This window comes from Achromobacter sp. FW305-C-28 (genome assembly GCF_058783235.1).
Genome location: NZ_JBYSYL010000002.1, coordinates 374150 through 398948, shown reverse-complemented (window position 1 = coordinate 398948; position 24799 = coordinate 374150). Strand labels below are relative to the sequence as shown.

The window sequence follows — 24799 nt, the reverse complement described above, 5'->3', positions numbered from 1 at the left end:
TGTGAACCGATACTGCAGCACAAGCATGCGTTTTCCCACCCTGCAGCGTTCCGTTTTTTGCAGAATCCGCACAGAACGGGCGCGCTTTCGCCAAATCTTCAAATATTGAAAGATGAAAGACGAATCCTCCGCAGCGCTGCGCGCGCTGACTCTGCTGGAACAGGTGGCACGCTCGGAAACCCCCGTGTCGCTGGCGGCCCTGACCGAGGCCACCGGGCTGCCCAAGCCGTCGGTGCTGCGCATCCTGTCGCGCCTGGTCGACGCCGGCATGCTGCTGCGCGAACCGGCCGGCAAAAGCTATATCAGCGGTCCGCGCCTGTCCGCGCTGGCGCGCGACACCCTGCTCAATTCACCGCTGCGCGCCGAACGCCACCGCATCCTGGACAGCCTGGTCGACGAAATAGGCGAAACCTGCAACTGCACCATGCTGGACGGCGACGAGGTGATCTACCTGGATCGTGTCGAAACCGCCTGGCCGCTGCGGGTGAACCTGCAGCCCGGTTCGCGCGTGCCGCTGCATTGCAGCGCCAGCGGCAAGCTGTTCCTGGCGCACATGCGGCGCGAGGCGCGCGCGCGCCTCCTCGCTGCGGCGCCGCTGCCGCGCTACACGCCCAACACGCTGTGCGAGGCCGCCGCGCTGGAACACGAGCTGCAGGCGATCCGCAAGGAAGGCGCCAGTTTCGACCGCGAGGAATTCCTCCTGGGCATCGTCTGCATGGCGGTGCCCATCATGCAGGGCCGGCGCGCCATTGCAGCGGTGGCGCTGCACGCGCCGGTGGCCCGGCTGTCGATCGACGGCGCCCGCGCCTGGCTGCCACGCATGAAGGAGGCAGCCCGGGCCCTGGCGGGCACCTACGAGGCCTCCGCCCAGGAAACGGCGCCGGCGACGGACTAAAGCCCGTCAACACCAAAAGGAGCCTCGCATCAGTACCCAAGGCACGCATTTGGGTACTCACCCTTCGGGCTGGCCAGAAATCGGCCGCCAGGCAGGCCGCCGGACAGGCCGCCGGACAGGCCGCCGGACAGGCCTGGCGGGCGCTTTCCAGGCGCCCAGGGCTTACACTGTCGGCCGAATCCGCTTTTTTCGCAGTTTCTGCGACCCTACTGTGACCCACACGCCTTTTACCTCCCTGCCCCTGCTCCCCGCCCTGCTCGAGAACCTGCAAAGCCTGGGGTTCGAGAACATGACGCCGATCCAGGCGCAAAGCCTGCCGCTCATCCTGGAAGGCCGCGACATCATCGCGCAAGCCAAGACCGGCAGCGGCAAGACCGCGGCGTTCGGCCTGGGCGTGCTGCAAAAGCTGGACACCAACCGCCTGACGCCCCAGGCGCTGCTGGTCTGTCCCACCCGTGAACTGGCCGATCAGGTCGCGCAGGAACTGCGCCGGCTGGCCCGCCAGATCGCCAACGTCAAGATCCTGACCCTGTGCGGCGGCGCCGCGGCGCGCCCGCAGGCCGAATCGCTGGCGCGCGGCGCCCACCTGGTGGTCGGCACGCCCGGCCGCATCCAGGACCACCTGGAACGCGGCAGCCTGGACCTGTCGGGCCTGACGACGCTGGTGCTGGACGAGGCCGACCGCATGGTCGACATGGGCTTCTACGACGATATCGTCGCCATCGCCTCGCATTGCCCCACCAAGCGCCAGACGCTGCTGTTCTCGGCCACCTACCCCGACAACATCAAGAAGCTCAGCGCGCGCTTCCTGCGCAACCCGGCCGAAGTGAAGGTCGAGGCGCAGCACGATGCCAGCCGCATCGAACAGATCTTCTACGAAATCGATCCGGCCGACCGCCTGGACGCCGTGGCCACGCTGCTGGCGCATTTCCGTCCGGTGTCCACCCTGGCCTTCTGCAATACCAAAGTGCGCAGCCACGACCTGGTCGAACGCCTGCAAGCCGAAGGCATCAGCGCCCAGGCCTTGAACGGCGACCTGGAACAGCGCGAACGCGATGAGATCCTGATCCAGTTCGCCAACCAGAGCTGCGCCGTGCTGGTGGCCACCGACGTGGCCGCGCGCGGGCTGGACATCCAGAACCTGGGCGCCGTCATCAACGTCGACGTCACCAAGGACACCGAAGTCCACGTGCACCGCATCGGCCGCAGCGGCCGCGGCGAACAGAAGGGCCTGGCGCTGAGCCTGTGTTCGCCCGACGAAATGCGCTGGGCCAACCTGATCGAGCAATACCAGGGTTCGCCCCTGACCTGGGGCGACATCAAGTCGCTGCGCGCCAAGGCCGACCGCCCCCTGCGCGCGCCCATGGTCACGCTGTGCATCCAGGGCGGCAAGAAAGACAAGCTGCGCCCCGGCGACCTGCTGGGCGCCCTGACCGGCGACGGCGGCCTGACGTTCGAACAGGTCGGCAAGATCAACATCACCGAATTCAATTCCTACGTCGCGTTGGACCGCAAGATCGCCAAGCAGGTGTTTTCGCGCATCTCCAACAGCAACATCAAGGGCCGGCGCTTCCGCATGCGCTACCTCGAGGAATTCTGAGCGCCCGGGCGACCCGTCAGCCAGTCCCCGTTATCGGGGTCAAAAGCTTGATGGTTTTGCTCGGGATTTGCCATAATGGCCCCGCCCGGCGCTCCAAGCGGCGCCGGGCGCGGAACCAAAGGCTCGCCGTGCGCTCCAATCCGCGCATTGCCCCCCTTAACCATCACAAGAGAAACTCACCATGATCAAATCCGACGACACCGGCAAGCTGATCCTGCGCCTGACCCTCGGCATTCTGATTCTGCTCCATGGCTTGTTCAAGATCACCGGCGGCGGCGTCAGCGGCATCGCCGGCATGCTGTCCTCGCACGGGCTGCCGGGCTTTCTGGCCTATGGCGCCTACATCGGCGAAATCCTCGCGCCGGTGCTGATCATCGTCGGCATCTACACCCGCCTGGGCGGCCTGATCATCGCCATCAACATGGTCGTGGCCATTCTGCTGGCGCACACCGGCCAACTGTCCAGCCTGACCAACAACGGCGGCTGGGCGCTGGAACTGCAAGGCATGTTCCTGTTCACGGCCCTGGCCATCGCCTTCATGGGCGCGGGCCGTTTCAGCCTGGCCGGCAACGGCGGCCGCTGGAACTGACCCCGCGTCGTCTCCTGCGCCAACCTGAAAGGCCGCTGTCACAAGCGGCCTTTTTTCATGCGCTAACGGCATAAATGCTACGAACGACATCAACGGTCACGCTGGCGCAAACATCCGTCACCTGAAAGCTGTTTCGGATCCATTACAGAGCCGAACTCGCCACGCCAGGCGTGGCCTAATCCCTACGAGCCCATTGAACGCGTGGTGCACGCCCGGCGCTCGGCAGGAGATTCCAAATGAAGAAGACCGTGTTGTTGATGCTGGCCATGGCCAGTGCGTTGTCGGGCTGCGTGGTGGTGCCGGCGCGTCCGGCTTATTACCGTCCCGCGCCCGCTTATTACTACTACCCCGCCCCGCATTACTACTATCACGGCTATTGATCCACGCGCCCGCCGCGTAAAGGAAACGCCATGAACGCCCACGCCAGGATTCTTCCGCTACGCCCGCTGGCCGCTGCCGCCCTGCTGGCGGTCAGTGCCGGCGCTATGGCCCAGACCTATGCGCCGCCGCCCCCGCCGGCCGCGCCCGCCTACGACAACGGCGATCCCGCCAACGCCAACCTGGCCCCCGTGGACCGCAGCCCGCAGCCCCCGCCGCCCCTGCCCGTCTACGAGCAACCGCCCGCCCCCGGCGACGGCTACATGTGGGTACCCGGCTACTGGAGCCTGAACCGCATGGGCTATTTCTGGGTGCCCGGCGCCTGGGTGCTGGCGCCCTACACCGGCGCGTTGTGGACGCCCGGCTACTGGGGTTTTGTCGACGGCATCTATCTCTGGCATGGCGGCTACTGGGGCCCGCACATCGGCTTCTATGGCGGCGTGAACTACGGTTTCGGTTATATCGGCATCGGCTACGTGGGCGGCTATTGGGATCACGACCGCTTCTTCTACAACCGCGCCGTGACCAACGTGAACGTCACGCGCGTCACCAACGTCTACAACCATACCGTGGTGGTCAACAACATCGACAACCGCCGCATCAGCTACAACGGCGGGCCGGCCGGCATCCGGCGGCAAGCGGACCCGCGCGAGATTGCCGCACGCAATGAACAGCATCGCCCGCCCACCGACGTGCAGCGCGGCTTCGCCCGCCAGGCCGCGGGCAACCGGGCGCAGTTCTTTGATCACAACCAGGGCCGTCCGGCGCAGGCGTTCGTCGAGCATGCGCCGGAGCGCGGCGGGCCGGGACAAGGGCCGCGGCCGGGCGGCGGACCGGGCGCGGGTCCGACCAACGGACCGAATGCCGGCGGCCCTGGCGGCCGACCAGAGATGAATCGGGGCGGGCCTGGCGGCCCGGGCCAGGCCCGCCCTGGGCCACAGGGGCAGCCCCCGCAGCAACCGGCCGCGCAGCGCCCGCCGCAAGCGCAACCCCAGGCCCAGCAGTCACAAGCACGCCCGCCACAGGCGCAGCGCCCCACGCCCGCGCCCGACAACCTGGCGCAGGCGGCCGCGCGTGAACACCGTGCCGCGCCCCAGAATCGGCCGCAACACCCGCCGCAGGCGCGACCTGAAGGCAATCCGCAGCATGGCGGCGGCAACCGGCCTCAAGGCGGCCATGAGCCGCAGCGTGGCGGCGAACGGCCGGCTCCTCACGAACGCGGCCGCGACTGAATTTCCGCTGACTGAAGCCGGACTGGATTCCCATCGCCGGCGGGGCTACAGTGCAAGGCTGACGCAGCCCCGCCGCGCAACGATTTCCGGAGACTCCCATGAAGCGCCTCGCCCCCCTGTTCCTTGCTTGCGGCCTGTTGGCCGGCACCGCCGCGCAGGCGGCTCTCAACGTCGGCGCGCCCGCACCCGACTTCAGCACCCAGGCCTCGCTCGGCGGCAATGTGTTCACCTTCAAGCTCGCCGACGCCCTCAAGCAAGGTCCCGTGGTGCTGTATTTCTACCCCGCCGCGTTCAGCAAGGGGTGCACCATCGAGGCGCACGATTTCGCCGAAGCCACCGACGAATACAAGTCGCTGGGCGCCACCGTCATCGGCGTGTCGGCCGACGACATCGATACCCTGAACAAGTTTTCGGTCAGCGAATGCCGCAGCAAGTTCGCGGTGGCCGCCGACGGCGACGGCAAGATCATGAAGGCCTACGACGCCGTGCTGGATGCCCGCCCCGAGCGCGCCCAGCGCACGTCCTACGTGATCTCGCCCGAAGGCAAGATCCTGTACGAATACACCAACATGAATCCCGAGGCGCACGTAGCGAACACGATGCGCGCACTGCGGGAATGGAAGGCGGCCAGGAAGTAAGCCGAACCGCACACGAGCCGAAGCCGGACCATGACAAAGGGGGCTCGCGCCCCCTTGTTCATTCATCCGCCGTCTGGCGCGTACCGGTCAGTTGAACGGCCACACCGTGGGATGCGTGCCCGGCGGGCTGGACGGCCGGGTCCAGCGTGCAGGCGTTTCGGAAAACTGCGCCGCGTGGCGCACCGCCACCAGCTCGCCAAAGCCGGACGGCGTCGTTTCCAGCAAGCCATTGAACCCCGGCATCGGACAGTCCAGGCCGCCCTCGACGCGGCCCAGCGTTCGCAGCCAGTGCGCGGTCTGGGCCAGCGATACCTTCACGTGCCAGCTGCCGCCTTCGGTGGCCTGGCGCGCCAGCGCCACCTGGGCGCCAAACGCCATCAGATAGCCCGACGCGTGGTCCAGGATCTGCATGGGCAGCGGCTTGGGCGCATCCTGGCCGGCGGCCTGCGCTTCGGCGTGGTTGAACCCCGCCGCCGTCTGCACCAGCGAATCGAAGCCGCGGCGGTTGGCCCACGGGCCCACCGGCCCGTAAGCCGACAGCGACACGTAGACGATGCCGGGGCGGATGCGGGCAACATCCTGCGGACCGAAGCCCAGCGCGGCCATGCCGCCCGGGCGATAGCCCTGCACGAAGACATGGGCGCTGCGCAGCAGGTTGCCCAGCGCGATGCGGCCGTCGGCCGTATCCAGGTCGGCCAGCACCGACAGCTTGCCGCGGCTGGTATCGATGAGGTTGTCGATATTGGGCAGGTTGGGCGAATTCACCAGCATCACGTCGGCGCCGTACGCCGCCAGCGCCCGGCCGCAGACCGGGCCGGCAATGATGCGGGTCAGGTCCAGCACGCGGATGTCTTGCAGCGGGCGCGCGTCCTGGCCGTACTTGGGCAATGGCCGGGGGTCGGCATCGCCAATGCGTTCGATCGTCAAGAGGGGCTGCGCGGCAATGGCCTGGCCCTGCGGGTGGCGGTCCCATTCGTCGAAGCTGCGCATGGCGGTGACCACCAGGCCGGCGTCGGCCGCCACTTGTTCGAAATCCTGCGCACGCCAGCGGCCCAGCGCCTGCTCGACGGCGGCGCGCGTGGCGCCGTCACCGGTGGGACAGCCCAGCAGCGCCAGGGCGCCATCGCGATGGTGCGCGAAATTGGCGTGGATGCGGACCCAGCCGCCGTCGCCGCAGCGGTAGACGCCGGTGATGGGATCACGCGGGTCGACCGTGGCGCCGTCTACCGTGAAATGGCTGCGGCATTCCTGCGCCGCGTGCAGCATGTCCACCGCGACCTGCTGGCGGGCGCCGCCCCGCAATTGCCAGATTTGCGCCGCAGCCAATGCCGCCGCGGCAATGCTGGCCTGCGCCGCGGTGCCCACCGCGAAGGATGACGGCAGCACCGGTTCCGCGCCGGTCAGCACCACGTGTTCGAGCGACTCGTCAGGCAGATCGAACGAGCGCCAGAGGCGTTGCAGGACATCGCGAGGTGTCTTGCTGGCGGGGGTGCGTCCTTTGAGAAAGGACGGGCGGAAATCCATCAGGTGTCCCATATCGTTCATCTTCTTTTGGCGTTAAGTGAATTACATGGCGGCCCCGCCAGCCGCGTCAATACAGGGAAAGCGCCAGCGTGTTTCATGGTTTGACGGCCGTACGCGCCGATTTTTCGGGGCAGCGGCCCGGGGCGGGCGGACGGCCGGCAACCTTCCCACGGCACATATTCGTCACATCTACTCGTAGTTTTTACACGGCGTGGCATGGTCGCCAAACGCGGGCAGGCCGCTGCCCGGACGCAGGTCCAAGATAGAATGCCTGCCTTGCCGCACGCCGCCCGGCGCGCGCGTTCTCCAGACCGACCGCCCCGTCATGAATACGCTGATCTGGCTGCGCACCGACCTGCGCCTGCACGACAACCCCGCCCTGGCCGCCGCCGCGGCCAACGGCACGGCCACCGCCCTGTTCATCGCGGCCCCTGGCCAGTGGCGCCTGCACGGCGAAGCGCCGGCCAAGGTCGATTTCTGGCTGCGCAACCTGCGCGAACTGTCGCAGGACCTGGCCCGCCTGGGCATTCCCCTGAAGCTGCTGACCGTGGACACCTGGGACCAGGTGCCCGATGTTCTACTGGCCTTCTGCGCCGACCATGCGATCGAGCAGGTCCACGCCAACACCGAATGGGCGGTCAACGAACGCCGCCGCGACGACACGGTGTCCTGGCGCCTGGCCGAGGCCGGGGTGGACTGGACGCTGCACCACGGGGCAACGCTGCTCAAGCCAGGTACGGTACTGACCGGCAAGGGCGACACCTACCGCGTCTACACCCCCTATGCCCGCGCTTGCCGGGAGCGCCTGCGCACCGCCCCCTTGCGCGCCGTTGCCGCGCCCAAGGCGCAGACGGCGCCGGCCTGGGGCCCGGACCCCTTGCCCGATGCCTTCGACGGCTACGGCCCCGCCAGCGAAGCCATCCGCGCCTTGTGGCCCGCCGGGGAAAGCGCGGCCGGCGATCGGCTGGACGCTTTTGCCGACGGCGTCATCGACGCTTACCGCGACGAACGAGATTTTCCCAGCCTGCCCGCCACCAGTTGCCTGTCGCCCTACCTGGCAGCCGGCGTGCTGTCGCCAGGCCAGGCGCTGCGGGCGGCGCAGGCCGCCAACCACGGCGAACTGGAAAGCGGCAATGTCGGCGCCGCCACCTGGATCAACGAGCTGCTCTGGCGCGAGTTCTACCAGCACCTGTTGGCCGCCTGCCCCGCGCTGTCCATGCACCAGCCCATGAAGCCCGAGACCGCCGCCGTGCCGTGGCGCGACGCGCCCGATGACCTGACGGCCTGGCAGCAAGGCCGCACCGGCCTGCCCATTGTCGATGCCGCCATGCGCCAGCTGCTGGCGCTGGGCTGGATGCACAACCGCCTGCGCATGGTGACGGCGATGTTCCTGTCCAAGAACCTGCTGATCGACTGGCGCCTGGGCGAAGCCTGGTTCATGGCGCACCTGGTGGACGGCGACCTGGCCGCCAACAACGGCGGCTGGCAATGGAGCGCGTCCACCGGCGCCGATTCGGTGCCCTACTTCCGCGTCTTCAATCCGCTGTCGCAGTCACGCAAGTTCGATCCGCGCGGGGTGTTCCTGCGCGAATGGCTGCCCGAGCTGGCGCACCTGGACAACTCGGCGATCCACGACCCCAGCCCCATGGAACGCGCGGCGGCGGGCTATCCGCTGCCCATCGTCGACCTGGCGCAAAGCCGCCTGCGCGCGCTGGAGGCCTTCGGCAACCTGCCCAAGGCATAGCCGCGTACATCCCCCGCGCGAACCCAAGCCGTCCATCACAGCACGGCTTGAGTTCGCCACCCACATTTACCTTTCGCATAACTTCCAAATATTTTGATGTAGATCAACCCGGCCATACCGTCCGTCCCGGATCATCCGGCAGCACCTCGCCACGCCCATCACAGGACGACAGACGCATGCGCAACAACCAGCCGGTCTACGACAAGGAATACACGCTGCACGACGAGCAGTACCTGATTTCGCGCACCGACTCGCGCGGACGCATCATCTACGCCAATCCGGCGTTCGTCGAAGTCAGCGGCTTTTCACGCGATGAACTGGTGGGCGCGGCCCACAACATCGTGCGCCACCCTGACATGCCCGCAGAAGCGTTCGAGGACCTGTGGCGCACCATCCAGCGCGGCGAGTCCTGGACCGGCGTGGTCAAGAACCGCCGCAAGGACGGCGGCTTCTATTGGGTGCTGGCCAACGTCACCCCCATCATCGAGCGCGGCGAAACGGTCTGTTATGCCTCGGTGCGCGTGAAGCCGACGCGCGCCCAGATCGATGCCGCCGACGCGGCCTACACGCGCTTGCGCAACGGCACGGCGCACGGTTTCACGCTCAGTCGCGGCCAGGTCAAGCCCACCGGCATCCGCGGCGTGCTGGCCCGCCTGAAACTGTGGCGCCTGACCGGCGTGCGCTCGCGCATGCTGGCCTGGGCCGTGCTGGCGTCCAGCCTGTTCCTGGGCGCGGCTGGCGTAGCGCTGTACGGCATGCTGGACCGCATGAGTACCGAAGAAATCGCATTGGCCGGGGCCATGCTGGCCGGCGGCGTCGTGCTGATCTTCGCGTCGGGCTGGGGCTTTGCGCGGTCGATCACCGGGTTGCTGGTCACCGCCACCGACTTCACGCGCCAGATCGCCGCGGGCAATCTCAGCACACCGCTGCCGCCGGCCAGCATCCGCGACGAAATCGGCGCCTTGAAATTCTCGCTGGAAGTGATGCGCAAAAGCCTGGTCAGCATCACGCGCGACGTGCACCACGGCATTGAAAGCGCACTGTCGTCCGCCGCCGAGATCGCCGACGGCAACGCCGACCTGTCGGCCCACACGCAACGCCAGGCGGCCTCGCTGGAAGAAGCGGCGGCCAGCATGGAGCAGCTGGCGTCGACCGTGAAGCAGACGGCCACCAACGCGCACGGCGCGGACCAGATGGCCAACCAGGCGTCGGACGTTGCCAAGCGCGGCGGCCAGGTGGTCAACGACGCGGTGGCGGCCATGCAGGGCATCGTGCAAAGCACGTCGCGCATCGCCGAGATCGTCGGCATCATCGACGGCATCGCGTTTCAGACCAACATCCTGGCGCTCAACGCCGCGGTGGAAGCGGCGCGCGCGGGCGAGGCTGGCAAGGGCTTCGCGGTAGTCGCTTCCGAGGTGCGCAGCCTGGCGCAGAAAAGCGCCACCGCCGCACGCGAGATCAAGGAACTGATCGAGGCCTCGAACCACAAGGTCGAAGACGGCGTGCGGCATGTGGAACGGGCCGGCGAGGCCATGCTGGACATCGTCGATTCGGTGCAGCAGGTGACCCAGATCGTCAACGAGATCGCGGCCACGTCCACGGAACAGCACACCGGGATCGACAACGTCAGCCGTACCATTTCGGAAACCGACAATGCCGCGCAGCGCAACGCGGCGCGCGTCGAACAAGCCAGCCTGGCGGTGGACAACCTGCGTACGCGCGGCGCGCAGCTGCGTCATGCGATCGAGGTGTTCCGCATTGCCGGCGCGCAGACGGTGCTGCCCAAGCGTGCCGCTGCGCCCGTGCCCGCCGGGCTGATCGCATCGCCGCCGCGCGTGGCACAGCCGTTGCTCGAGCAGCGTACTTCTTGAGTCAGCGCGCCGGGCGGCGACGCGGCCAGGCCCGGTCTGCACGCGATCGTTCAGGCGGCTTGCGCGGCCGCCTGAATCGCCTGCAACTGCCCCGCCAAGCCTTCCCGGGCGGCGGGAAACTTGCCGTCCAGCGCCGCGGTGCCGACCGTGAAGCCTGCCGCGCCCGCGCGGCAGGCCAGCTGAATGCGTTCGGCCGAATCCAGCGACCCCGCCACGATCACCGGCACATCCACGCGGCACACGTCGGCGATCAGGGCCGGCACGTCGACATCGGCGCGGTAGGCCAGCAGATCCAGCCCATGCACGCCGGGCAGGTCCGCCAGCTGGCGCGCGCTGCGGGCGATCGCCTCGCGCGAACCGCCCAGGATGCTGGGATGTCCATGCACCTGGCCGGGAAACGGGTAATAGCGGATACGCGACCCCGCCAGCAGCGGCAATGCATCGGCCACATGCGTGCCGCCCAGCAGGAAATCCACGTCCAGTTCCAGCGCGGCGCGCACGGACGTCAGCTCGCTCTCGCGGTCCTGCGAGACCACTTCCAGATAGCTGTGGCCGCCGGCCTCGCGAATACCGCGGTTCAAACGCTGCAAGGTCGCCAGCGGCTGGCCGATATCCTTGAAGCCGATGTGCCGCACGCCGCTGTCCAGCGCGATGTCCAGGTAGGCCTCGGCGCTGTCGACCGTGCGGTCGTTGCGCGTCAGCATGAAGATGAAGTCGGATCGCATGATGATGGGGGTGTCCTGGTCAGGCATTGTCGATAGGGAAAGCGGCCTTGGGCAAGTCTTGCGCGTGCCCGGCCAGTTGAAAGGCACGGTCAATGGCGCTGCGCAGGCTGGCCGGATCGGCGATGCCCTGCCCCGCGATGTCGAAGGCCGTGCCGTGATCGGGGCTGGTGCGCACGAACGGCAGCCCCAGCGTGATGTTCACGCCCTGCTCCAGGCCCAGGTACTTGACCGGAATCAGCCCCTGGTCGTGGTATTGCGCCACCACCACGTCGAAGCGCCCTTGCCGCGCCTGCATGAAGACCGTGTCACCGGGCCAGGGGCCGCTGGCGTCGACGCCTTCGCGCCGGGCAGCCTCGATGGCGGGCCGGATGATGCGCGCCTCTTCGTCGCCGAACAGCCCGCCCTCGCCCGCATGCGGATTCAGCCCGGCCACGGCCACCCGGGGCGCCGCCACGCCCAAGGCGCGGCCGCCCTGGTGGGCCAACCGGATGGCGGAGAGCTGCGCATCGAAGTCGGCGCGCTCGATGGCCAGGCGCAGCGAACAGTGGATGGTCACCAGCACCGTGGCGATGACGTCGTTGGCCAGCATCATCGCCACGCGCGACGCGCCTCCGCGCTCGGCCAGGATCTCGGTATGGCCGGGATACGGCACGCCGGCCACGGCCAGCGCCTCTTTATGGATGGGCGCGGTGACCATGCCGGCCACCCGCCCCTGGCGCGCCAGGTCGATGGCCAGGCAGATCGCCTGATACGCCGCCCGGCCGCACGCCGGATCCACGCGGCCCGGCGGCGGCAACGGCGCCAGCGAGGACGATGGCAGCAGGCAGATCCGGCCCGCCCGCAACGGCGCGGCGGCCACCTCCCGCACCACGTGCAGACGATCGGCGGCGCCCAGCGGTGTCAGCGCCCGCAGCATGGCGCCGGGGTCGCCCACCACAATGCAGCGTTCGGCGTATTGCGGCAGCAGCAAGGTCTTGGCGACGATCTCCGGCCCGATGCCGGCGGGGTCGCCCATCGTGATGGCCAGGGGTAGCAAGGGCATGGGGGTCTCCAGGGTCGGGGAAGTCATCGGCACAGCAACTTCATGGCGGCCGCCAGCAGCGCGTCCGGGCGGCCGAAACCGCCGGCCTTCATGGCGAGCGCCAGGCGATGGCCGCGGCCGGCCACGGCCGCCACGCCCGCCGGAAAGCCCGGCGCCAATTCGCAGGTCAAGGTGAAGCTGCGGATCATCAGCGCATCCAGCAATGCGGCCAGCGTGTCGCCGCCGGTGGCGATCAGGCCGTCAAAGCGATGGCGCGCCAGCGCCTGCATGGCCTGGCGCGTCAGGGCCGCCAGCACCGCGGGGGAATCGGCCTGCGCCGTGTCCGGCGCTTGCAGGCAGACCACCTGGGCGTCGGGCGGGATCTCGTCCGCGTGCCGCGTCACCTGGGCGCCGGCGGCCCGCAGCGCGTCGCATTGCGCATGGCTGACCGGGTTGGCGCTGCCCACCACGATCAACACGCGCTGCGCCCGGACCGGTTCGGGCGCAGCGACCGCCACGCCGCCGCATTGCGCGGCCAGTGCGCGCGCCATGCCCGGCGAGCCCGCCCACAGCACCGATCGTCCCTGCGCCATCACCTGTGCCACCCGGTCGTCCAGCGCCTGCTGCGTGCTCGCGTCCAGCACCAGCACCCGCGACGCGCCGGCGGCAGCGCGCACCTGCGCGGCGCTGGCGTCCTCGGTAATGACGCGGGCCGGGCCGATGGCCGGATCGACCAGGTCCAGGATGCGGGACGTGCGCGCCGGATGCACGGGATCGGCGCCGTACATGCTGGCGGCCACCAACTGGCCATGCACGTACTGGTTGCCACCCAGCGTCACGCGGCCCGCGCCGGCAAACGCGGGGGCCACCACCAGCAAGTGACGGCCGCTGGCGCGGAAGGCCGCCGCCAGTTCGGCGCGGATATGCCCGCGCAGCGTGGAATCCATGGTCTTGTAGAGCACGTCGCGGCCAGCCAGTGCCTCCACCGCGGCCGACGCGGCTTGCGCGGCATCTATTTCCGCCCGCGCCCGGCTGCCGGTGTCCAGCGACAGGATGCGCGGCACCTCGTCGGCGGCGACGCCGCGGCACACCTGTGCCGGACCGGCCCAGGGCAGGAAGGGGCCGGCGCCGTCGGCGGCGCTGGTCAGGTCGTCGGCGATGATGCCGATGCTGCGGGAAAAGGCTGCGGGTGTGTTCATATTGGTGATTAAAATGCATATCACCAGCCACGAATATCCATGATTTCTGACGTTTATCAGTGATGAAAAATCACCAATGACCCGACGCCCATCCCTGAACGACCTGCGCGCCTTCGAAGCCGTGGCCCGCCTGGGCTCGATGCGCGCCGCCGCTGATGAACTGTCGCTGACGCACGGCGCGGTGAGCCGGCGCGTGGCCAAGCTGGCCGACGACCTGGGCCTGGTGCTGGTCGAGCCCGCCGGCCGCGGCCTGCGCATCACCGCCGCCGGCCAGTTGCTGGCCTCGTCGATGAACCGCGCCCTGGGCCTGATCAACGGCACGATCGACACCCTGCAAGACCGTGGCGCCAAGCGGCCCGTGGTGCTGTCATGCGAACGTTCGGTGGCCATGCGCTGGCTGATTCCGCGCCTGTCTGCGTTCCAGGACCGGCATCCCGACATCGACCTGCATCTGTCGGTGGGCGGCGGTGCGCTGGATTTTGCGCGCGACTCGGTCACGCTGGCGCTGCGGCGGCTGGATTTCCCGGTGCGCCCTGAATGGACGGTCACCCGGCTGATGCCCGAAAGCATGGGCCCGGTCATGGCCCCCGCCCTGGCGGCGGATTTTCTATCGGGCAACTACGTGGCGCTGGCCTCGCGCACCCGGCCGCAGGCCTGGGACGACTGGCTGGCGCAAGCGCCCGCGCACCCGGCGCCGCGCAGCACACGGCACCTGGATCATCATTTCCTGATGGTGCAAGCCGCGGCCGCGGGCCTGGGCGTGGCGCTCAGCCCGCGCATCCTGGCGCTGGACGATCTGCGCACGGGGCGGCTGGTCGCGCCCTTGGGTTTTGCACCCGATGGGTCCGACTATGGCCTGATCGAACCTCGGGCCACGCCGGCCGGCGCCGAAACGGCGCTGGCTGCCTTGAAACAATGGCTGGTCGACACCGCGCGCAGCGATATCGACGCCGCCTGACAAGCGGCCGCCATCACGGCTGTTGTGCGGCCGCCGCTTCCTTGTCCAGCCGCTTCATGAATACCAGCAGTTCCTTTTCGACCTGCTTGTCGCCGCGCGCCTGCGCGGCTTGCAGGCCGGATTCCCAGGCGGCGCGTGCACCGGCCTTGTCGCCCAGGCCCAGGCACGCCTTGCCCAGCCATTTCCAGGCCACCGAATAGGCCGGATCGAATGCCAGCGAGGCGCGCAAATGCGTTTCGGCTTCGCGAAAGCAATCCTGTTCGGCATAGGCCTTGCCCAACGAGAATCGCAACAACATGTTGTCCGTGCCCTTGGCCAACATTCCTTCCAGACGGTCGATCATTTCCCGCATCACCGGCCTCCTTTGCGCCGCATGCGCTGAATGCGATGGCACATGATAGGACGGCCGGCCCGCACAGGCGGCAATGGCCCCGCGCCGCGCAGGGATAGCGCGTCGCAGGGGCAAAACGATCGGTTTCCGTGCGTTTCAAGCGGCGTGCACAAGGGAATGCCGGTGCGAATATCCTGTCACACGCTCAGGGCCAGCACGTTGCGCGCCGGACCTGAATGCCTGCTGACGACAGGCCTGATCGATCACTGGAGAGGGGCCCGCTTGATGCCATCCTTGCGCTCACCGTCCTGGCATGCGCTGTATTCGCGACTGCCGCAGGGGGACCTGCCACATTCGCAACGGCCGCGTTCGTTCCCGCGACCGCTGCTGAGCCATCTCGCGCTTCTGGCGCTGCTGCTGCCCCTGGCCGTCCAGGCTGCGCCACCCGCCGCCCGGGCCACTGCGGACCCCGCGCCTGCCGCCGGCAGCCCGCGCGACGCCGAGGCCCGCGCGCAGGACGCCGCCCTGCTCAACCGCGTCACCTGGGGCGCCACGCCCGCCGACCTGGCGCGGCTGCGCGAACTGGGCACGGCGCGCTACCTGCAAGCGCAATTGCACCCCGACCCGCGCACCCGCCTGCCGCTCGCCGTGCAGCAGCGCATCGACGCGCTGTCGATCTCGCGCCAGAGCGCCGACGACGCGCTGGCCGAACAGCGCGCGATACGCCAGGACGCCAAGGACGCCGCCCCCGGCCCCAGGCAGGACGCGCAGCGCGACGCGCGCGCCATCTCGCGCCAACGCGCCGACGACACCGCCACCCGCGCCTTCTACCGAGCCCTGTATTCGCCCAACCAGCTGCAGGAACAGATGGCCTGGTTCTGGATGAACCACTTCAATGTCTATGCCGACAAGAACGACATCGGCACCTACATCGACCAGTACGAAGAACGCGCCATCCGCCCGCATGCGCTGGGCAAGTTCCGCGACCTGCTGGCAGCCACGCTGCGTTCGCCGGCCATGCTGGTGTACCTGGACAACACCCAGAACGCCGCCGGCCACCTCAATGAAAACTACGCCCGCGAACTGATGGAACTGCACACGCTGGGCGTCAAGGGCGGCTACACGCAGACCGACGTGCAGGAACTGGCCCGCATCCTGACGGGCCTGGGCATCCGCAACGCCAAAGGCGCGCCCAAGCTGCGGCCCGAACTGCGCGGCCAGTTAGTAGAAAACGGCCTGTTCGTCTTCAACCCCGCGCGTCACGATTACGGCGACAAGGTCTTCCTGGGTCACACCATCCGCGGCGCCGGCATGGCCGAAGTGGACCAGGCCGTCGACCTGTTGGCGCGCCATCCCGCCACCGCGCGCTTCGTCAGCACCAAGCTGGCCGTCTATTTCATGGGCGACGCCCCGCCGGCGTCGGTCATCGACAAGATGGCCAAGACCTTCCAGGCGCAGGATGGCGACATCGCCGCCACGCTGCAGACGCTGTTCGCCTCGCCCGAATTCGCGCATTCGCTCAAGGCCGGCGTGTTCAAGGACCCGGTGCATTACGTGTATTCCGCGCTGCGCCTGGCCTATGCCGACCTGCCGCCCATCGTCAACACGCGCCCCGGCAAGGCCATGCTGCGCCAACTGGGCCAGCCCCTGAACCAGCGCCTGACGCCCGACGGCTATCCGCAAGCGCAGTCGGACTGGGCCGGCTCGGGCCAGATGACCGCGCGCTTCGAAGTGGCGCGCGCCATCGCCGCCGGGCCGCAGGCCTTCTATCGCGAGGGCGACGACAAGGGGCCGGTGGACCTGCCGCGCATGCCCGACCTGCTGCGCGCAGACAGCGCCGACGGCCTGTTCGCGCACCTGTCGCCCGCCACCCGCCAGGCCATCGCCCAGGCCAGGAATCCCAAGGACGCCAACACCTATCTGTTGGCCTCGCCCGAATTCATGCGCCGCTGACGCGCGGCGCGAAAGGAGTCCCGACATGCATCGCCGCCGCATCCTGCAACTGATGGCCTCGGCGCCGCTGGCCTTCGGCGCCAGCCGCCTGTACGCCGCGCCCGCTGCCGCCGGCAACAAACTGCTGGTCGTCTTCATGCGCGGCGCCTACGACGCCGCCAGCCTGCTGGTGCCTGCCAGCAGCGACTTCTATTACGAATCGCGCCCGTCCATCGCCATCGCCCGACCCGGCAGCGGCGCGGATGCCGCCCTGCCCCTGGCCGACGGCTGGGCCCTGCATCCCGCGCTGGCCGACAGCCTGATGCCGTTCTACCAGAAGCGGCAACTGGCCTTCGTGCCGTTCGCCGGCACCGACGACATCAGCCGCAGCCACTTCGAAACGCAGAACAGCATCGAACTGGGCCAGGGCGCGGCCCGCGCCAAGGGCGGCGATTTCCGCTCGGGCTTCCTGAACCGGCTGGCGGCGACGCTGACAGGCCGCGGCGCCCAATCGGCCGCCTTCACGTCCGAGGTGCCACAGATATTTCGCGGCGACGAACGCGTGCCCAACATCGACCTGGGCGGGGCCGGCCGCAAGTCACGCCTCTCCGACGAGGACAACCGCGCCATCGCGTCCATGTACCGCCACACCGACCTGGACGCCCCGGTGGCCGAAGGCCAGCGCATCATGGGCGCGGCGCGCGAAGAACTGGAAGCCGAGATGCAGGCCGCCAACGGCAACGCCGTCTCGGCCGGCAAGCTCGAACAGGAAGCGCGCCGCATCGGCCGCTTCATGAGCGACCGCTACAACCTGGGCTTTGTCGACGTGGGCGGCTGGGACACCCACGTGGGCCAGGGCGCAGCCACCGGCATGCTGGCCAACCGGCTGGGCCAGCTGGGCCGCGCGCTGGCCGCCTACGCCGATGCCATGGGCCCGGCCTGGAAACAGGCCACGGTAGTGGTCATCAGCGAATTCGGCCGCACCTTCCGCGAAAACGGCAACAAAGGCACCGACCACGGCCACGGCACGGTCTACTGGGTGCTGGGCGGCAACGTGCAAGGCGGCCGCATCGCCGGCCGCCAGGTCAGGGTCGCGCAGAACACGCTGTTCCAGGACCGCGACTACCCCGTCCTGAACGAGTACCGCGCGCTGTTCGCCGGCCTGTTCTCGCGCTTGTACGGCCTGGACAAGGCCCGCCTGGCGCAGATATTCCCCGGCATCGCGCCGCTGGATATGAAGCTGGTGTGACCCACTCGCGCAATGGCTCCTGCGCGCGCGCCGACACCTTCCTGTAAGGCCGTGCCCCTATCATTGGCAGGTCATTGCCCGGGCCCGCGTGCCCGGCTGCCCTAAAATCACGGACTTGTTCCCCTTGCCGCCCGCGCCGCCCGGCGCGCCACGGCCATCCCCTTTCCGGTTTTCCATGCCCCTGCATCTCATCGCGCTGGCCGCCGCCGCTTTCGGCATCGGCACCAGCGAATTCGTCATCATGGGCCTGTTGCCCAACGTTGCTGCCGACCTTGACGTCACCATCGACATCGCCGGCCTGCTCATCACCGGCTACGCCATGGGCGTGGTGATCGGCGCGCCGATCATGGCGATCATCACCGCCAAGCTGCCGCGCAAGGCCACGCTGATCGGCCTGGCCAGCACCTTCGTGCTGGGCAACCTGCTGTGCGCGCTGGCGCCCAACTACGGGCTGCTGATGGCGGCGCGGGTGTTCACGGCCTTCTGCCATGGCGCCTTCTTCGGTATCGGCGCGGTGGTGGCGGCGGACCTGGTGCCGCGCAACCAGCGCTCCAGCGCGATCGCGCTGATGTTCACCGGCCTGACGCTGGCCAACGTGCTGGGCGTGCCGCTGGGCACCGCGCTGGGCCAGGTGGCCGGCTGGCGCTCGACCTTCTGGGTGGTCAGCGGCATCGGCCTGGCCGCGGTGGCGGCGCTGGCAGCATGGCTGCCGGGCCGCATCCCGATGCAGCCCGGCAACATCCTGCGTGAATTCAAGGTGCTGCGCGACATCCGCGTGCTGTGGCCGCTGGCGGCCAGCGTGCTGGCGTCGGCCTCGCTGTTCTGCGTGCTGACCTACATTGCGCCCATCCTGCGCGACATCACCGGCGTGTCCGAACGCGGCGTGACCGGCGTGCTGCTGCTGTTCGGCGTGGCGCTGACGGTGGGCAGCACCCTGGGCGGCAAGCTGGGCGACCGCAACCTGGAAGTCTCGCTGCGCCGTATTTTCCTGGGCCTGGTGCTGGTGTTCCTGGCGCTCAGCCAGGCCATCCACGCGCTGGCGCCGATGCTGATGATGACCTTCATCTGGGGCATGCTGGGCTTTGCCGTGGTGCCGCTGTTGCAGACCCTGATCGTGGACCAGGCCGCCGATGCGCCCAACCTGGCGTCGACCCTGAACCAGGGCGCCTTCAACCTGGGCAACGCAGGCGGCGCGTGGCTGGGCAGCCTGGCGCTGGGCCACGGCCTGCCGTTGACCGACCTGCCCTGGATGTCGGCCGCCATCGCCGCCAGCGTGCTGCTGCTGACCTTGTGGGGCACGCGCTACTATGGACGCCATGCCGGGACGGCGCAGCCGCAGCAAGCCAGCGAACTGGCCTCGTCCCGTTCCGACGCCTGACCCAGCCGCGTCGATACCCCCAGGAGCCCACCATGAGCACGATCTACGATTTCTCGGCCCGCGACATCCATGGCGCCGACCAACCGCTGGATGCCTACCGCGGCCGCGTGCTGCTGGTGGTGAACGTGGCCTCCAAGTGCGGCTTCACGCCGCAGTACTCGGGGCTGGAAGAGCTGTACCGCAGCCTGCGCGATGACGGCCTGACCGTGCTGGGGTTTCCGTGCGACCAGTTCGGCCACCAGGAACCCGGCAACGAAGCCGAGATCCAGAATTTCTGCTCCACCCAGTACGACATCACCTTCCCGCTGTTCGCCAAGATCGATGTCAACGGCGCCGACGCCCACCCGCTGTACCGCTGGCTGAAAGGCGAAAAGCCCGGCGTATTCGGCACCGAGGGCATCAAGTGGAATTTCACCAAGTTCCTGGTGGGCCGCGACGGCCAGGTCATCAAACGCTACGCCCCCACCGACACGCCCGCAGGCTTGAAGGACGATATCGTGCGCGCGCTGGCGGCGCCGGCCGTCTAAGTCCCGGGTTCACGTCAGCCCCGACCAGGCATGGCAGGGCCGAAGCGCCGGCCCGCGTTGGCCGGCCCGGGCCAACGGCCCGAGCCAACGGCCCGGCTCAACGCAGCGGCGGCAAGCGGCGGCGCACGGTGTGCGACTTGACGATGGCGGTGTTGGTTTCGGCGAATTCGGTCACGCGTTCCAGGATGCCGTCCAGGTGCGTGATCGACCGCAGCACCAGCCGCGCAATGAAGCAGTCATCGCCCGTGACCTTGTCGCATTCCACGAAATCCGGAATCTCCTGAATCAGGCCCTCGACCCGGCGCAACTGCCCCGGCAGCGGCCGGATGCGCACGATCGCTTCCAGCGTGTAGCCCAGCGCCACCGGATCGACATCCAGCGTGTAGGCGCGGATCACCCCCGATTCTTCCAGGCGCCGCAGGCGGTCGGCCACGCTGGGCGCGGACATGCCGACCTGGCGCGCCAGGTCGGCGGTGGTGGTGCGCGCATTGGCCGTCAGGGTCTCGACCAGGCGGCGGTCGATACCATCCAGAACCGGGTTTTCATTCTTTAGGTCGTTTTGCATAAATTCCACCTAAATGAAGGTTCAAAAACAAAACTGCCGTATCAATATCATATAGCTCGCGGGATCGGCCTGGGATAATTTCTCCATCGAACCCCTGGGCCGCAAGGCCGCCTGGAGCCTCCCATGTCCCCTCATTCCGACCGCCTTGGCCTGGCGCAAATGGCCGCCGCCATGACCCTGTCGGGCACGCTTGGCGTGTTCGTCCTGGAATCCGGCCAAAGCGCCTGGAACGTCGTGTTCTTCCGCTGTGTCTTCGGCGCGCTGTCGCTGTTCCTGTATTGCTGGGCCCGCGGCCTGCTCAAGCCGGGCCTGTTCACCGCCCGCACGCTGGGTCTGGCGCTGGCGGCGGGCGCGGCGCTGGTGCTGAACTGGGTGCTGCTGTTTTCGGCCTACCGGCTGGCCTCGATCTCGCTGGCCACCGCCGTCTACAACGTACAGCCTTTTTTCCTGATCGGCCTGGGCGCGCTGTTCCTGGGCGAACGCCCCAGCCGCGGCAAGCTGGCCTGGTCGGTGGTGGCCTTTGCCGGGCTGCTGCTGGTGCTGCGCCTGACCGACACGGCCGGCGCGGGCGGCGCCGCCTACCTGTCGGGCCTGCTGCTGGGCCTGGGCGCGGCGGCGCTCTATGGCATCACCGCCGTGATCGTCAAGCGTCTGAAGGGCATCCCGCCGCAGGTGCTGGCGCTGGTGCAGGTGACGCTGGGCGCCGTGATGCTGCTGCCCATGGCCGACTTCAATGCCCTGCCCGCCGCGCCGCTGCAATGGGGCTACCTGGTGGCGCTGGGCGTGATCCACACCTGCCTGATGTACATCCTGATGTACTCGGCCATCCAGAAGCTGCCGACCACGTCCACCGCCGCGCTCAGCTTCATCTACCCGGCCGTGGCCATCCTGCTGGACCTGGTGGTGTACGGGCACCGCATGGACGCCACCCAGGTCGTGGGCGTGGCGCTGATCTTCCTGGCCGCGGCCGGGGTCAGCCTGAACTGGCAATGGCGCCTGCGCGGCAGCGCCAAGCCGGGCGCGGCGTGAAGCCACAATCCCGCACCCGGCTTCGGGGTATTCGTCCGCCCCGCCCTCACCCGCCGCTATCATGGTTTTCCTATCCGCCGGCCCCGTCCGGCGGCGCCAAGACGACAAAGGAATCCGCATGATCGATCTCTATTACTGGACCACCCCGAACGGCCACAAGATCACGATCTTCCTGGAAGAAACCGGCCTGCCCTACCAGATCCATCCGATCAATATCGGCAAGGGCGACCAGTTCAAGCCCGACTTCCTGGCCATTGCGCCGAATAACCGCATTCCGGCGATCGTCGACCAGGCGCCGGCCGATGGCGGCGCGCCGATCTCGTTGTTCGAATCCGGCGCCATCCTGCAGTACCTGGCCGAAAAGACCGGCCGCTTCCTGCCCGCCGACCTGCGCGGCCGCGCCGAGGTATCGCAATGGCTGTTCTGGCAGATGGGCGGCCTGGGCCCCATGGCCGGCCAGAACCATCACTTCTCGGGCTATGCCCCCGAACGCATCCCCTACGCCATCGACCGCTACGTCAAGGAAACCAACCGCCTGTATGGCGTGCTGAACAAGCGCCTGGCCGACCGCGAATTCGTGGCTGGCGACTATTCCATCGCCGACATGGCCGCCTACCCCTGGATCGTGCCGCACGCCAAACAAGGCCAGGATCTGAACGACTTCCCTCACTTGAAGCGCTGGTTCGACGCCATTGCCGCGCGCCCGGCCACCCAACGCGCCTATGCGCTGGCAGACGGCATCAATACCACGCCGTCGGTCAGCGATGAGGAATCGCGCCGCATCCTGTTCGGCCAGACCGCCCAGCACGTGCGCTGAACGAGGCCCGCCATGACCGATACTGCGACCGGCGCCGCCGGCACCGATTCCCCCCTGCGCTTTCGCCGCGCCACCCTGGCCGACCTGCCCGCCATCGTCGCCATGCTGGCCGACGACGAACTGGGGGCCAAGCGCGAAGATCCCTCCATTCCGCTGAACCCCCGCTACACTTCCGCCTTTACCGCCATCGAGCAGGACCCGAACCAGTTCTTCGCGGTGGTCGAGCGCGATGCGCACCTGGTCGGCTGTTTGCAGTTATCGTTCATACCCGGCCTGTCGCGGCTGGGCCAATGGCGCGGACAGATCGAGAGCGTGCGCATCGCCTCGTCCTCACGCGGCCAGGGCCTGGGGCGCACCATGTTCGAGTGGGCCATCGAGCAATGCCGTTCGCAGGGATGCGAAATGGTGCAGCTGACCACCGACCGCGCCCGGCCCGACGCCCGCCGCTTCTACGAAAGCCTGGGCTTCGTGGCCAGCCACGACGGCATGAAACTGAGCCTGTAGCGCCCCCCGGCGCCCAGGCCATCACTAAGGAGCGCCCCATGCACGGCGAATACAAAGTCCCCGGCGGCAAGCTGGTCGTCGCGGACCTCGAAGTCCAGGACGGCCGCCTGGCCAACGTCCGCATCAGCGGCGACTTTTTCCTGGAACCGCCCGAGGCCCTGGAAGCCATCAACAGCGGCCTGAACGGCATGCCGGCGGACGCCGGCGAGCTGGAACTGGCGGTGGCCGTACAGTCGGCCCTGCCCGACAACACCGAAATGTTCGGTTTTTCGGCCGAAGCCGTGGCCGTGGTGCTGCGGAGGGCCCTGGCATGACCCGCACCGACTGGAACGACTACGACTGGCAACTGATCCACGAGCCGCCGCAGCCACCCGCGCTGCACATGGCGCTGGATGCCGTCATCACCGACGAAGTCGGCGCCGGCACGCGCCCGCCCACCCTGCGCATCTGGGAATGGTCGGCGCCCGCGGTCGTGATCGGCCGCTTTCAATCGCTCAAGAACGAAGTCGACCCCGACGGCGCCGCGCGCCACGGCATCGAAGTCGTGCGCCGCGTCAGCGGCGGCGGCGCCATGTTCATCGAACCCGGCAACAGCATCACCTATTCGCTCAGCGCGCCGCAGGCGCTGGTGCACGGCATGAGCTTCCAGGAGTCCTATGCCTTCCTGGACGCCTGGGTGCTGCAAGCCTTGCAGGGCCTGGGCATCACGGCCTGGTACCAGCCCCTGAACGACATCGCCTCCGACATCGGCAAGATCGGCGGCGCCGCCCAGGCGCGCCGCGCCGGTGCGGTGCTGCACCACGTCACCATGTCCTACGACATCGACGCCGATAAAATGGTGGAAGTCTTGCGCATCGGGCGCGAGAAACTGTCGGACAAGGGCACCACCAGCGCCAAGAAGCGCGTCGACCCGCTGCGCACCCAGACCGGGCTGGCGCGCGAAGTCATCATCCAGCGCATGGTGGACACCTTCGCCGGGCTGCACCGCCTGACGCCGGGCCAGCTGGGCGCCGCCACGCTGGCGAACGCCCAGGCCCAGGCCGCCGAAAAATTCTCTACGCCCGAATGGACCGCGGTCGTCCCCTGACGGCCCCGGGTTTACGTTCGACGGCTGCGCCCTCGCGGCGCGGCCGGGTTTTTCTGGAGGTAGTTCAATGCGTCGCCCCTTTACGCCTTGCGGCGGGATAAGCGCCCTGTTCCTGGGCGCCGCGCTGCTGGCGCTGGCCGGCTGCGGCAGTTCGCCGCCCGCCAACATCACGCTGGAATCGCCAGCATCGGCCTCGGCGGCGCAGTCCGCCACGCCGGAAAAAGTGGGCGACCTGTCCACCGAACGCATCAAATGGTCGTCCGACAAACCCGGCTGCAAGGGCGACTGCCCCCGCATCGAAATCGACAGCGTGGCGTTTCCCGGCATCCCCAAGCTGACCGCGCTGGTCGACCACGTGCTGGCCTACATGACCGGCACCGACGCCAACCGCCGCGGCCCGTATGAAACCCTGTCGGAATACACCCAGTACTTCTGGTCCACCGCCCGCCCGCGCGACGCCACCTACTTCAAGGCCAGCGTCAAGGACACCGTGGGCGACGTCGTATCCATCGAACTGCACACCGAACAATTCCTGACCGGCGCCGCGCACGGCATCCCGGCCACCCAGTACCTGAACTGGGAACGCAGCCGCGGCCGCGTCATGGCGCTGGACGAAGCCCTGATCCCCGGCCGCCGCGGCGAATACGTCGCCGCCCTGCAACGCGCCCACGCCAAGTGGCTGGCCAGCAACGCCGACGCCAAGCGCGACCCCGCGGCCTACAACAAGATGTGGCCGTTCCAGGAAAGCGACAACTTCGCCCTGACGCGCGACGGCATCGTGGTCAAGTACGACGCCTACTCCATCGCGCCGTACTCCCACGGCGAACCCGAGCTGAGCATCCCCTACGCCGACCTGCGCGGCATTCTCAAGCCGGAACTGCTGCCCAAGTCCTGATGCGGCCCGGCGCCGGGATGGCCGTCAACGGATCGGCCCCTCCGATGACTGTTTGCCCCGGGTAGCCTCGTCCAAGGTTCCCGCCAATGCAAACCGCCCCTTGCGGGGCGG

General features: G+C 68.4%; 25 protein-coding genes. 19 read left to right on the top strand and 6 right to left on the bottom strand.

Features of this window, described 5'->3' with window-relative positions:
* The first annotated feature begins 112 nt into the window (after positions 1-112).
* The 6 genes from AC3WMR_RS06810 (at position 113) to AC3WMR_RS06785 (ending at position 5332) form a co-directional block, all read left to right on the top strand.
* Positions 113-895: an IclR family transcriptional regulator gene (locus AC3WMR_RS06810; RefSeq protein ID WP_492263675.1), complete on the top strand. Its 783-nt coding sequence runs from the start codon at positions 113-115 to the stop codon at positions 893-895.
* Between the two features lie 211 nt (positions 896-1106).
* Positions 1107-2495 (top strand): ATP-dependent RNA helicase DbpA, encoded by a 1389-nt coding sequence (gene dbpA, locus AC3WMR_RS06805; protein ID WP_025137658.1) that lies wholly within the window; start codon positions 1107-1109, stop codon positions 2493-2495.
* 181 nt (positions 2496-2676) lie between these two features.
* Positions 2677-3084, top strand: a complete 408-nt coding sequence (locus AC3WMR_RS06800; protein ID WP_025137657.1) for a DoxX family protein — start codon at positions 2677-2679, stop codon at positions 3082-3084.
* A 236-nt stretch (positions 3085-3320) separates the two neighbouring features.
* Complete coding sequence (locus tag AC3WMR_RS06795) at positions 3321-3464, top strand: hypothetical protein (protein WP_175194236.1); 144 nt, start codon at positions 3321-3323, stop codon at positions 3462-3464.
* Between the two features lie 30 nt (positions 3465-3494).
* Positions 3495-4694 carry an adenylate cyclase gene (locus AC3WMR_RS06790; RefSeq protein WP_492263676.1) on the top strand — a complete coding sequence of 400 codons (1200 nt, stop codon included), beginning with the start codon at positions 3495-3497 and terminating at the stop codon, positions 4692-4694.
* A gap of 98 nt (positions 4695-4792) precedes the next feature.
* A complete protein-coding gene (locus tag AC3WMR_RS06785; protein WP_492263677.1) occupies positions 4793-5332 on the top strand; it encodes a peroxiredoxin in 540 nt (179 codons plus the stop codon).
* An 87-nt stretch (positions 5333-5419) separates the two neighbouring features.
* Here AC3WMR_RS06785 and AC3WMR_RS06780 read toward each other — a convergent pair whose 3' ends face one another.
* On the bottom strand, positions 5420-6868 hold the full coding sequence (locus AC3WMR_RS06780) for a CoA transferase (RefSeq protein WP_492263939.1): 1449 nt from the start codon (positions 6866-6868) through the stop codon (positions 5420-5422).
* Between the two features lie 313 nt (positions 6869-7181).
* Here AC3WMR_RS06780 and phrB point away from each other — a divergent pair, with 313 nt between their 5' ends.
* Positions 7182-8600 carry a deoxyribodipyrimidine photo-lyase gene (gene phrB, locus AC3WMR_RS06775; RefSeq protein WP_492263678.1) on the top strand — a complete coding sequence of 473 codons (1419 nt, stop codon included), beginning with the start codon at positions 7182-7184 and terminating at the stop codon, positions 8598-8600.
* A 176-nt stretch (positions 8601-8776) separates the two neighbouring features.
* A complete protein-coding gene (locus AC3WMR_RS06770) occupies positions 8777-10471 on the top strand; it encodes a methyl-accepting chemotaxis protein (RefSeq protein WP_492263679.1) in 1695 nt (564 codons plus the stop codon).
* A 50-nt stretch (positions 10472-10521) separates the two neighbouring features.
* Here the strand turns inward: AC3WMR_RS06770 and AC3WMR_RS06765 are convergent, their stop codons facing one another.
* Genes AC3WMR_RS06765 through AC3WMR_RS06755 form a run of 3 tightly spaced genes read right to left on the bottom strand, consistent with a single transcriptional unit; the run spans position 10522 to position 13416 of the window.
* Positions 10522-11196 carry a 4-hydroxythreonine-4-phosphate dehydrogenase gene (locus AC3WMR_RS06765; RefSeq protein ID WP_492263680.1) on the bottom strand — a complete coding sequence of 225 codons (675 nt, stop codon included), beginning with the start codon at positions 11194-11196 and terminating at the stop codon, positions 10522-10524.
* 19 nt (positions 11197-11215) lie between these two features.
* Positions 11216-12238, bottom strand: coding sequence for a 4-hydroxythreonine-4-phosphate dehydrogenase PdxA (gene pdxA / locus AC3WMR_RS06760; protein WP_492263681.1), 1023 nt, complete (start codon positions 12236-12238; stop codon positions 11216-11218).
* A gap of 23 nt (positions 12239-12261) precedes the next feature.
* Complete coding sequence (locus AC3WMR_RS06755) at positions 12262-13416, bottom strand: four-carbon acid sugar kinase family protein (RefSeq protein WP_492263682.1); 1155 nt, start codon at positions 13414-13416, stop codon at positions 12262-12264.
* A 76-nt stretch (positions 13417-13492) separates the two neighbouring features.
* Here AC3WMR_RS06755 and AC3WMR_RS06750 point away from each other — a divergent pair, with 76 nt between their 5' ends.
* Positions 13493-14374 (top strand): LysR substrate-binding domain-containing protein, encoded by an 882-nt coding sequence (locus tag AC3WMR_RS06750; RefSeq protein WP_492263683.1) that lies wholly within the window; start codon positions 13493-13495, stop codon positions 14372-14374.
* 13 nt (positions 14375-14387) lie between these two features.
* Here the strand turns inward: AC3WMR_RS06750 and AC3WMR_RS06745 are convergent, their stop codons facing one another.
* Complete coding sequence (locus tag AC3WMR_RS06745) at positions 14388-14726, bottom strand: hypothetical protein (protein WP_081821602.1); 339 nt, start codon at positions 14724-14726, stop codon at positions 14388-14390.
* Positions 14727-14990: 264 nt separating this feature from the next.
* Between AC3WMR_RS06745 and AC3WMR_RS06740 the strand changes: the two genes are divergently transcribed.
* The 4 genes from AC3WMR_RS06740 (at position 14991) to AC3WMR_RS06725 (ending at position 19791) form a co-directional block, all read left to right on the top strand.
* A complete protein-coding gene (locus AC3WMR_RS06740; RefSeq protein WP_492263684.1) occupies positions 14991-16658 on the top strand; it encodes a DUF1800 domain-containing protein in 1668 nt (555 codons plus the stop codon).
* A gap of 25 nt (positions 16659-16683) precedes the next feature.
* The gene (locus tag AC3WMR_RS06735; protein ID WP_492263685.1) at positions 16684-17886 is read left to right on the top strand and encodes a DUF1501 domain-containing protein; all 1203 of its coding nucleotides are present in this window, start codon (positions 16684-16686) and stop codon (positions 17884-17886) included.
* Between the two features lie 175 nt (positions 17887-18061).
* Positions 18062-19264: an MFS transporter gene (locus tag AC3WMR_RS06730; protein WP_492263686.1), complete on the top strand. Its 1203-nt coding sequence runs from the start codon at positions 18062-18064 to the stop codon at positions 19262-19264.
* Positions 19265-19296: 32 nt separating this feature from the next.
* Positions 19297-19791: a glutathione peroxidase gene (locus AC3WMR_RS06725; RefSeq protein ID WP_025137643.1), complete on the top strand. Its 495-nt coding sequence runs from the start codon at positions 19297-19299 to the stop codon at positions 19789-19791.
* Positions 19792-19888: 97 nt separating this feature from the next.
* On the opposite strand, the gene AC3WMR_RS06720 is transcribed toward AC3WMR_RS06725, so the two are convergent.
* Positions 19889-20356: an Lrp/AsnC family transcriptional regulator gene (locus AC3WMR_RS06720; protein WP_025137642.1), complete on the bottom strand. Its 468-nt coding sequence runs from the start codon at positions 20354-20356 to the stop codon at positions 19889-19891.
* Positions 20357-20479: 123 nt separating this feature from the next.
* Here AC3WMR_RS06720 and AC3WMR_RS06715 point away from each other — a divergent pair, with 123 nt between their 5' ends.
* The 6 genes from AC3WMR_RS06715 to AC3WMR_RS06690 all read left to right on the top strand — a co-directional run bounded on the left by AC3WMR_RS06715 (position 20480) and on the right by AC3WMR_RS06690 (position 24688).
* Positions 20480-21385: a DMT family transporter gene (locus tag AC3WMR_RS06715; RefSeq protein WP_492263687.1), complete on the top strand. Its 906-nt coding sequence runs from the start codon at positions 20480-20482 to the stop codon at positions 21383-21385.
* Between the two features lie 118 nt (positions 21386-21503).
* On the top strand, positions 21504-22202 hold the full coding sequence (locus AC3WMR_RS06710; RefSeq protein WP_025138791.1) for a glutathione S-transferase N-terminal domain-containing protein: 699 nt from the start codon (positions 21504-21506) through the stop codon (positions 22200-22202).
* Between the two features lie 12 nt (positions 22203-22214).
* The gene (locus AC3WMR_RS06705; RefSeq protein WP_492263688.1) at positions 22215-22706 is read left to right on the top strand and encodes a GNAT family N-acetyltransferase; all 492 of its coding nucleotides are present in this window, start codon (positions 22215-22217) and stop codon (positions 22704-22706) included.
* Between the two features lie 38 nt (positions 22707-22744).
* Positions 22745-23020: a lipoate-protein ligase small subunit gene (gene lplB / locus AC3WMR_RS06700; RefSeq protein ID WP_025138793.1), complete on the top strand. Its 276-nt coding sequence runs from the start codon at positions 22745-22747 to the stop codon at positions 23018-23020.
* Complete coding sequence (locus AC3WMR_RS06695; RefSeq protein ID WP_492263689.1) at positions 23017-23793, top strand: lipoate--protein ligase family protein; 777 nt, start codon at positions 23017-23019, stop codon at positions 23791-23793. The genes lplB and AC3WMR_RS06695 overlap by 4 nt, the downstream gene beginning before the upstream one ends.
* A gap of 67 nt (positions 23794-23860) precedes the next feature.
* On the top strand, positions 23861-24688 hold the full coding sequence (locus tag AC3WMR_RS06690) for an RsiV family protein (RefSeq protein WP_492263690.1): 828 nt from the start codon (positions 23861-23863) through the stop codon (positions 24686-24688).
* Positions 24689-24799 lie beyond the last annotated feature (111 nt).

Coding starts and splice junctions, on each gene's coding strand:
- AC3WMR_RS06765 (WP_492263680.1), bottom strand. CDS start 11,196: ATGCGATCCGACTTCATCTTCATGCTGACGCGCAACGACCGCACGGTC.
- AC3WMR_RS06695 (WP_492263689.1), top strand. CDS start 23,017: ATGACCCGCACCGACTGGAACGACTACGACTGGCAACTGATCCACGAG.
- phrB (WP_492263678.1), top strand. CDS start 7,182: ATGAATACGCTGATCTGGCTGCGCACCGACCTGCGCCTGCACGACAAC.
- AC3WMR_RS06785 (WP_492263677.1), top strand. CDS start 4,793: ATGAAGCGCCTCGCCCCCCTGTTCCTTGCTTGCGGCCTGTTGGCCGGC.
- AC3WMR_RS06810 (WP_492263675.1), top strand. CDS start 113: ATGAAAGACGAATCCTCCGCAGCGCTGCGCGCGCTGACTCTGCTGGAA.
- AC3WMR_RS06795 (WP_175194236.1), top strand. CDS start 3,321: ATGAAGAAGACCGTGTTGTTGATGCTGGCCATGGCCAGTGCGTTGTCG.
- AC3WMR_RS06725 (WP_025137643.1), top strand. CDS start 19,297: ATGAGCACGATCTACGATTTCTCGGCCCGCGACATCCATGGCGCCGAC.
- AC3WMR_RS06720 (WP_025137642.1), bottom strand. CDS start 20,356: ATGCAAAACGACCTAAAGAATGAAAACCCGGTTCTGGATGGTATCGAC.
- AC3WMR_RS06705 (WP_492263688.1), top strand. CDS start 22,215: ATGACCGATACTGCGACCGGCGCCGCCGGCACCGATTCCCCCCTGCGC.
- AC3WMR_RS06730 (WP_492263686.1), top strand. CDS start 18,062: ATGCCCCTGCATCTCATCGCGCTGGCCGCCGCCGCTTTCGGCATCGGC.
- AC3WMR_RS06690 (WP_492263690.1), top strand. CDS start 23,861: ATGCGTCGCCCCTTTACGCCTTGCGGCGGGATAAGCGCCCTGTTCCTG.
- pdxA (WP_492263681.1), bottom strand. CDS start 12,238: ATGCCCTTGCTACCCCTGGCCATCACGATGGGCGACCCCGCCGGCATC.
- AC3WMR_RS06750 (WP_492263683.1), top strand. CDS start 13,493: ATGACCCGACGCCCATCCCTGAACGACCTGCGCGCCTTCGAAGCCGTG.
- AC3WMR_RS06800 (WP_025137657.1), top strand. CDS start 2,677: ATGATCAAATCCGACGACACCGGCAAGCTGATCCTGCGCCTGACCCTC.
- AC3WMR_RS06740 (WP_492263684.1), top strand. CDS start 14,991: ATGCCATCCTTGCGCTCACCGTCCTGGCATGCGCTGTATTCGCGACTG.
- lplB (WP_025138793.1), top strand. CDS start 22,745: ATGCACGGCGAATACAAAGTCCCCGGCGGCAAGCTGGTCGTCGCGGAC.
- AC3WMR_RS06770 (WP_492263679.1), top strand. CDS start 8,777: ATGCGCAACAACCAGCCGGTCTACGACAAGGAATACACGCTGCACGAC.
- AC3WMR_RS06790 (WP_492263676.1), top strand. CDS start 3,495: ATGAACGCCCACGCCAGGATTCTTCCGCTACGCCCGCTGGCCGCTGCC.
- AC3WMR_RS06755 (WP_492263682.1), bottom strand. CDS start 13,416: ATGAACACACCCGCAGCCTTTTCCCGCAGCATCGGCATCATCGCCGAC.
- AC3WMR_RS06780 (WP_492263939.1), bottom strand. CDS start 6,868: ATGGGACACCTGATGGATTTCCGCCCGTCCTTTCTCAAAGGACGCACC.
- AC3WMR_RS06735 (WP_492263685.1), top strand. CDS start 16,684: ATGCATCGCCGCCGCATCCTGCAACTGATGGCCTCGGCGCCGCTGGCC.
- AC3WMR_RS06715 (WP_492263687.1), top strand. CDS start 20,480: ATGTCCCCTCATTCCGACCGCCTTGGCCTGGCGCAAATGGCCGCCGCC.
- AC3WMR_RS06745 (WP_081821602.1), bottom strand. CDS start 14,726: ATGCGGGAAATGATCGACCGTCTGGAAGGAATGTTGGCCAAGGGCACG.
- AC3WMR_RS06710 (WP_025138791.1), top strand. CDS start 21,504: ATGATCGATCTCTATTACTGGACCACCCCGAACGGCCACAAGATCACG.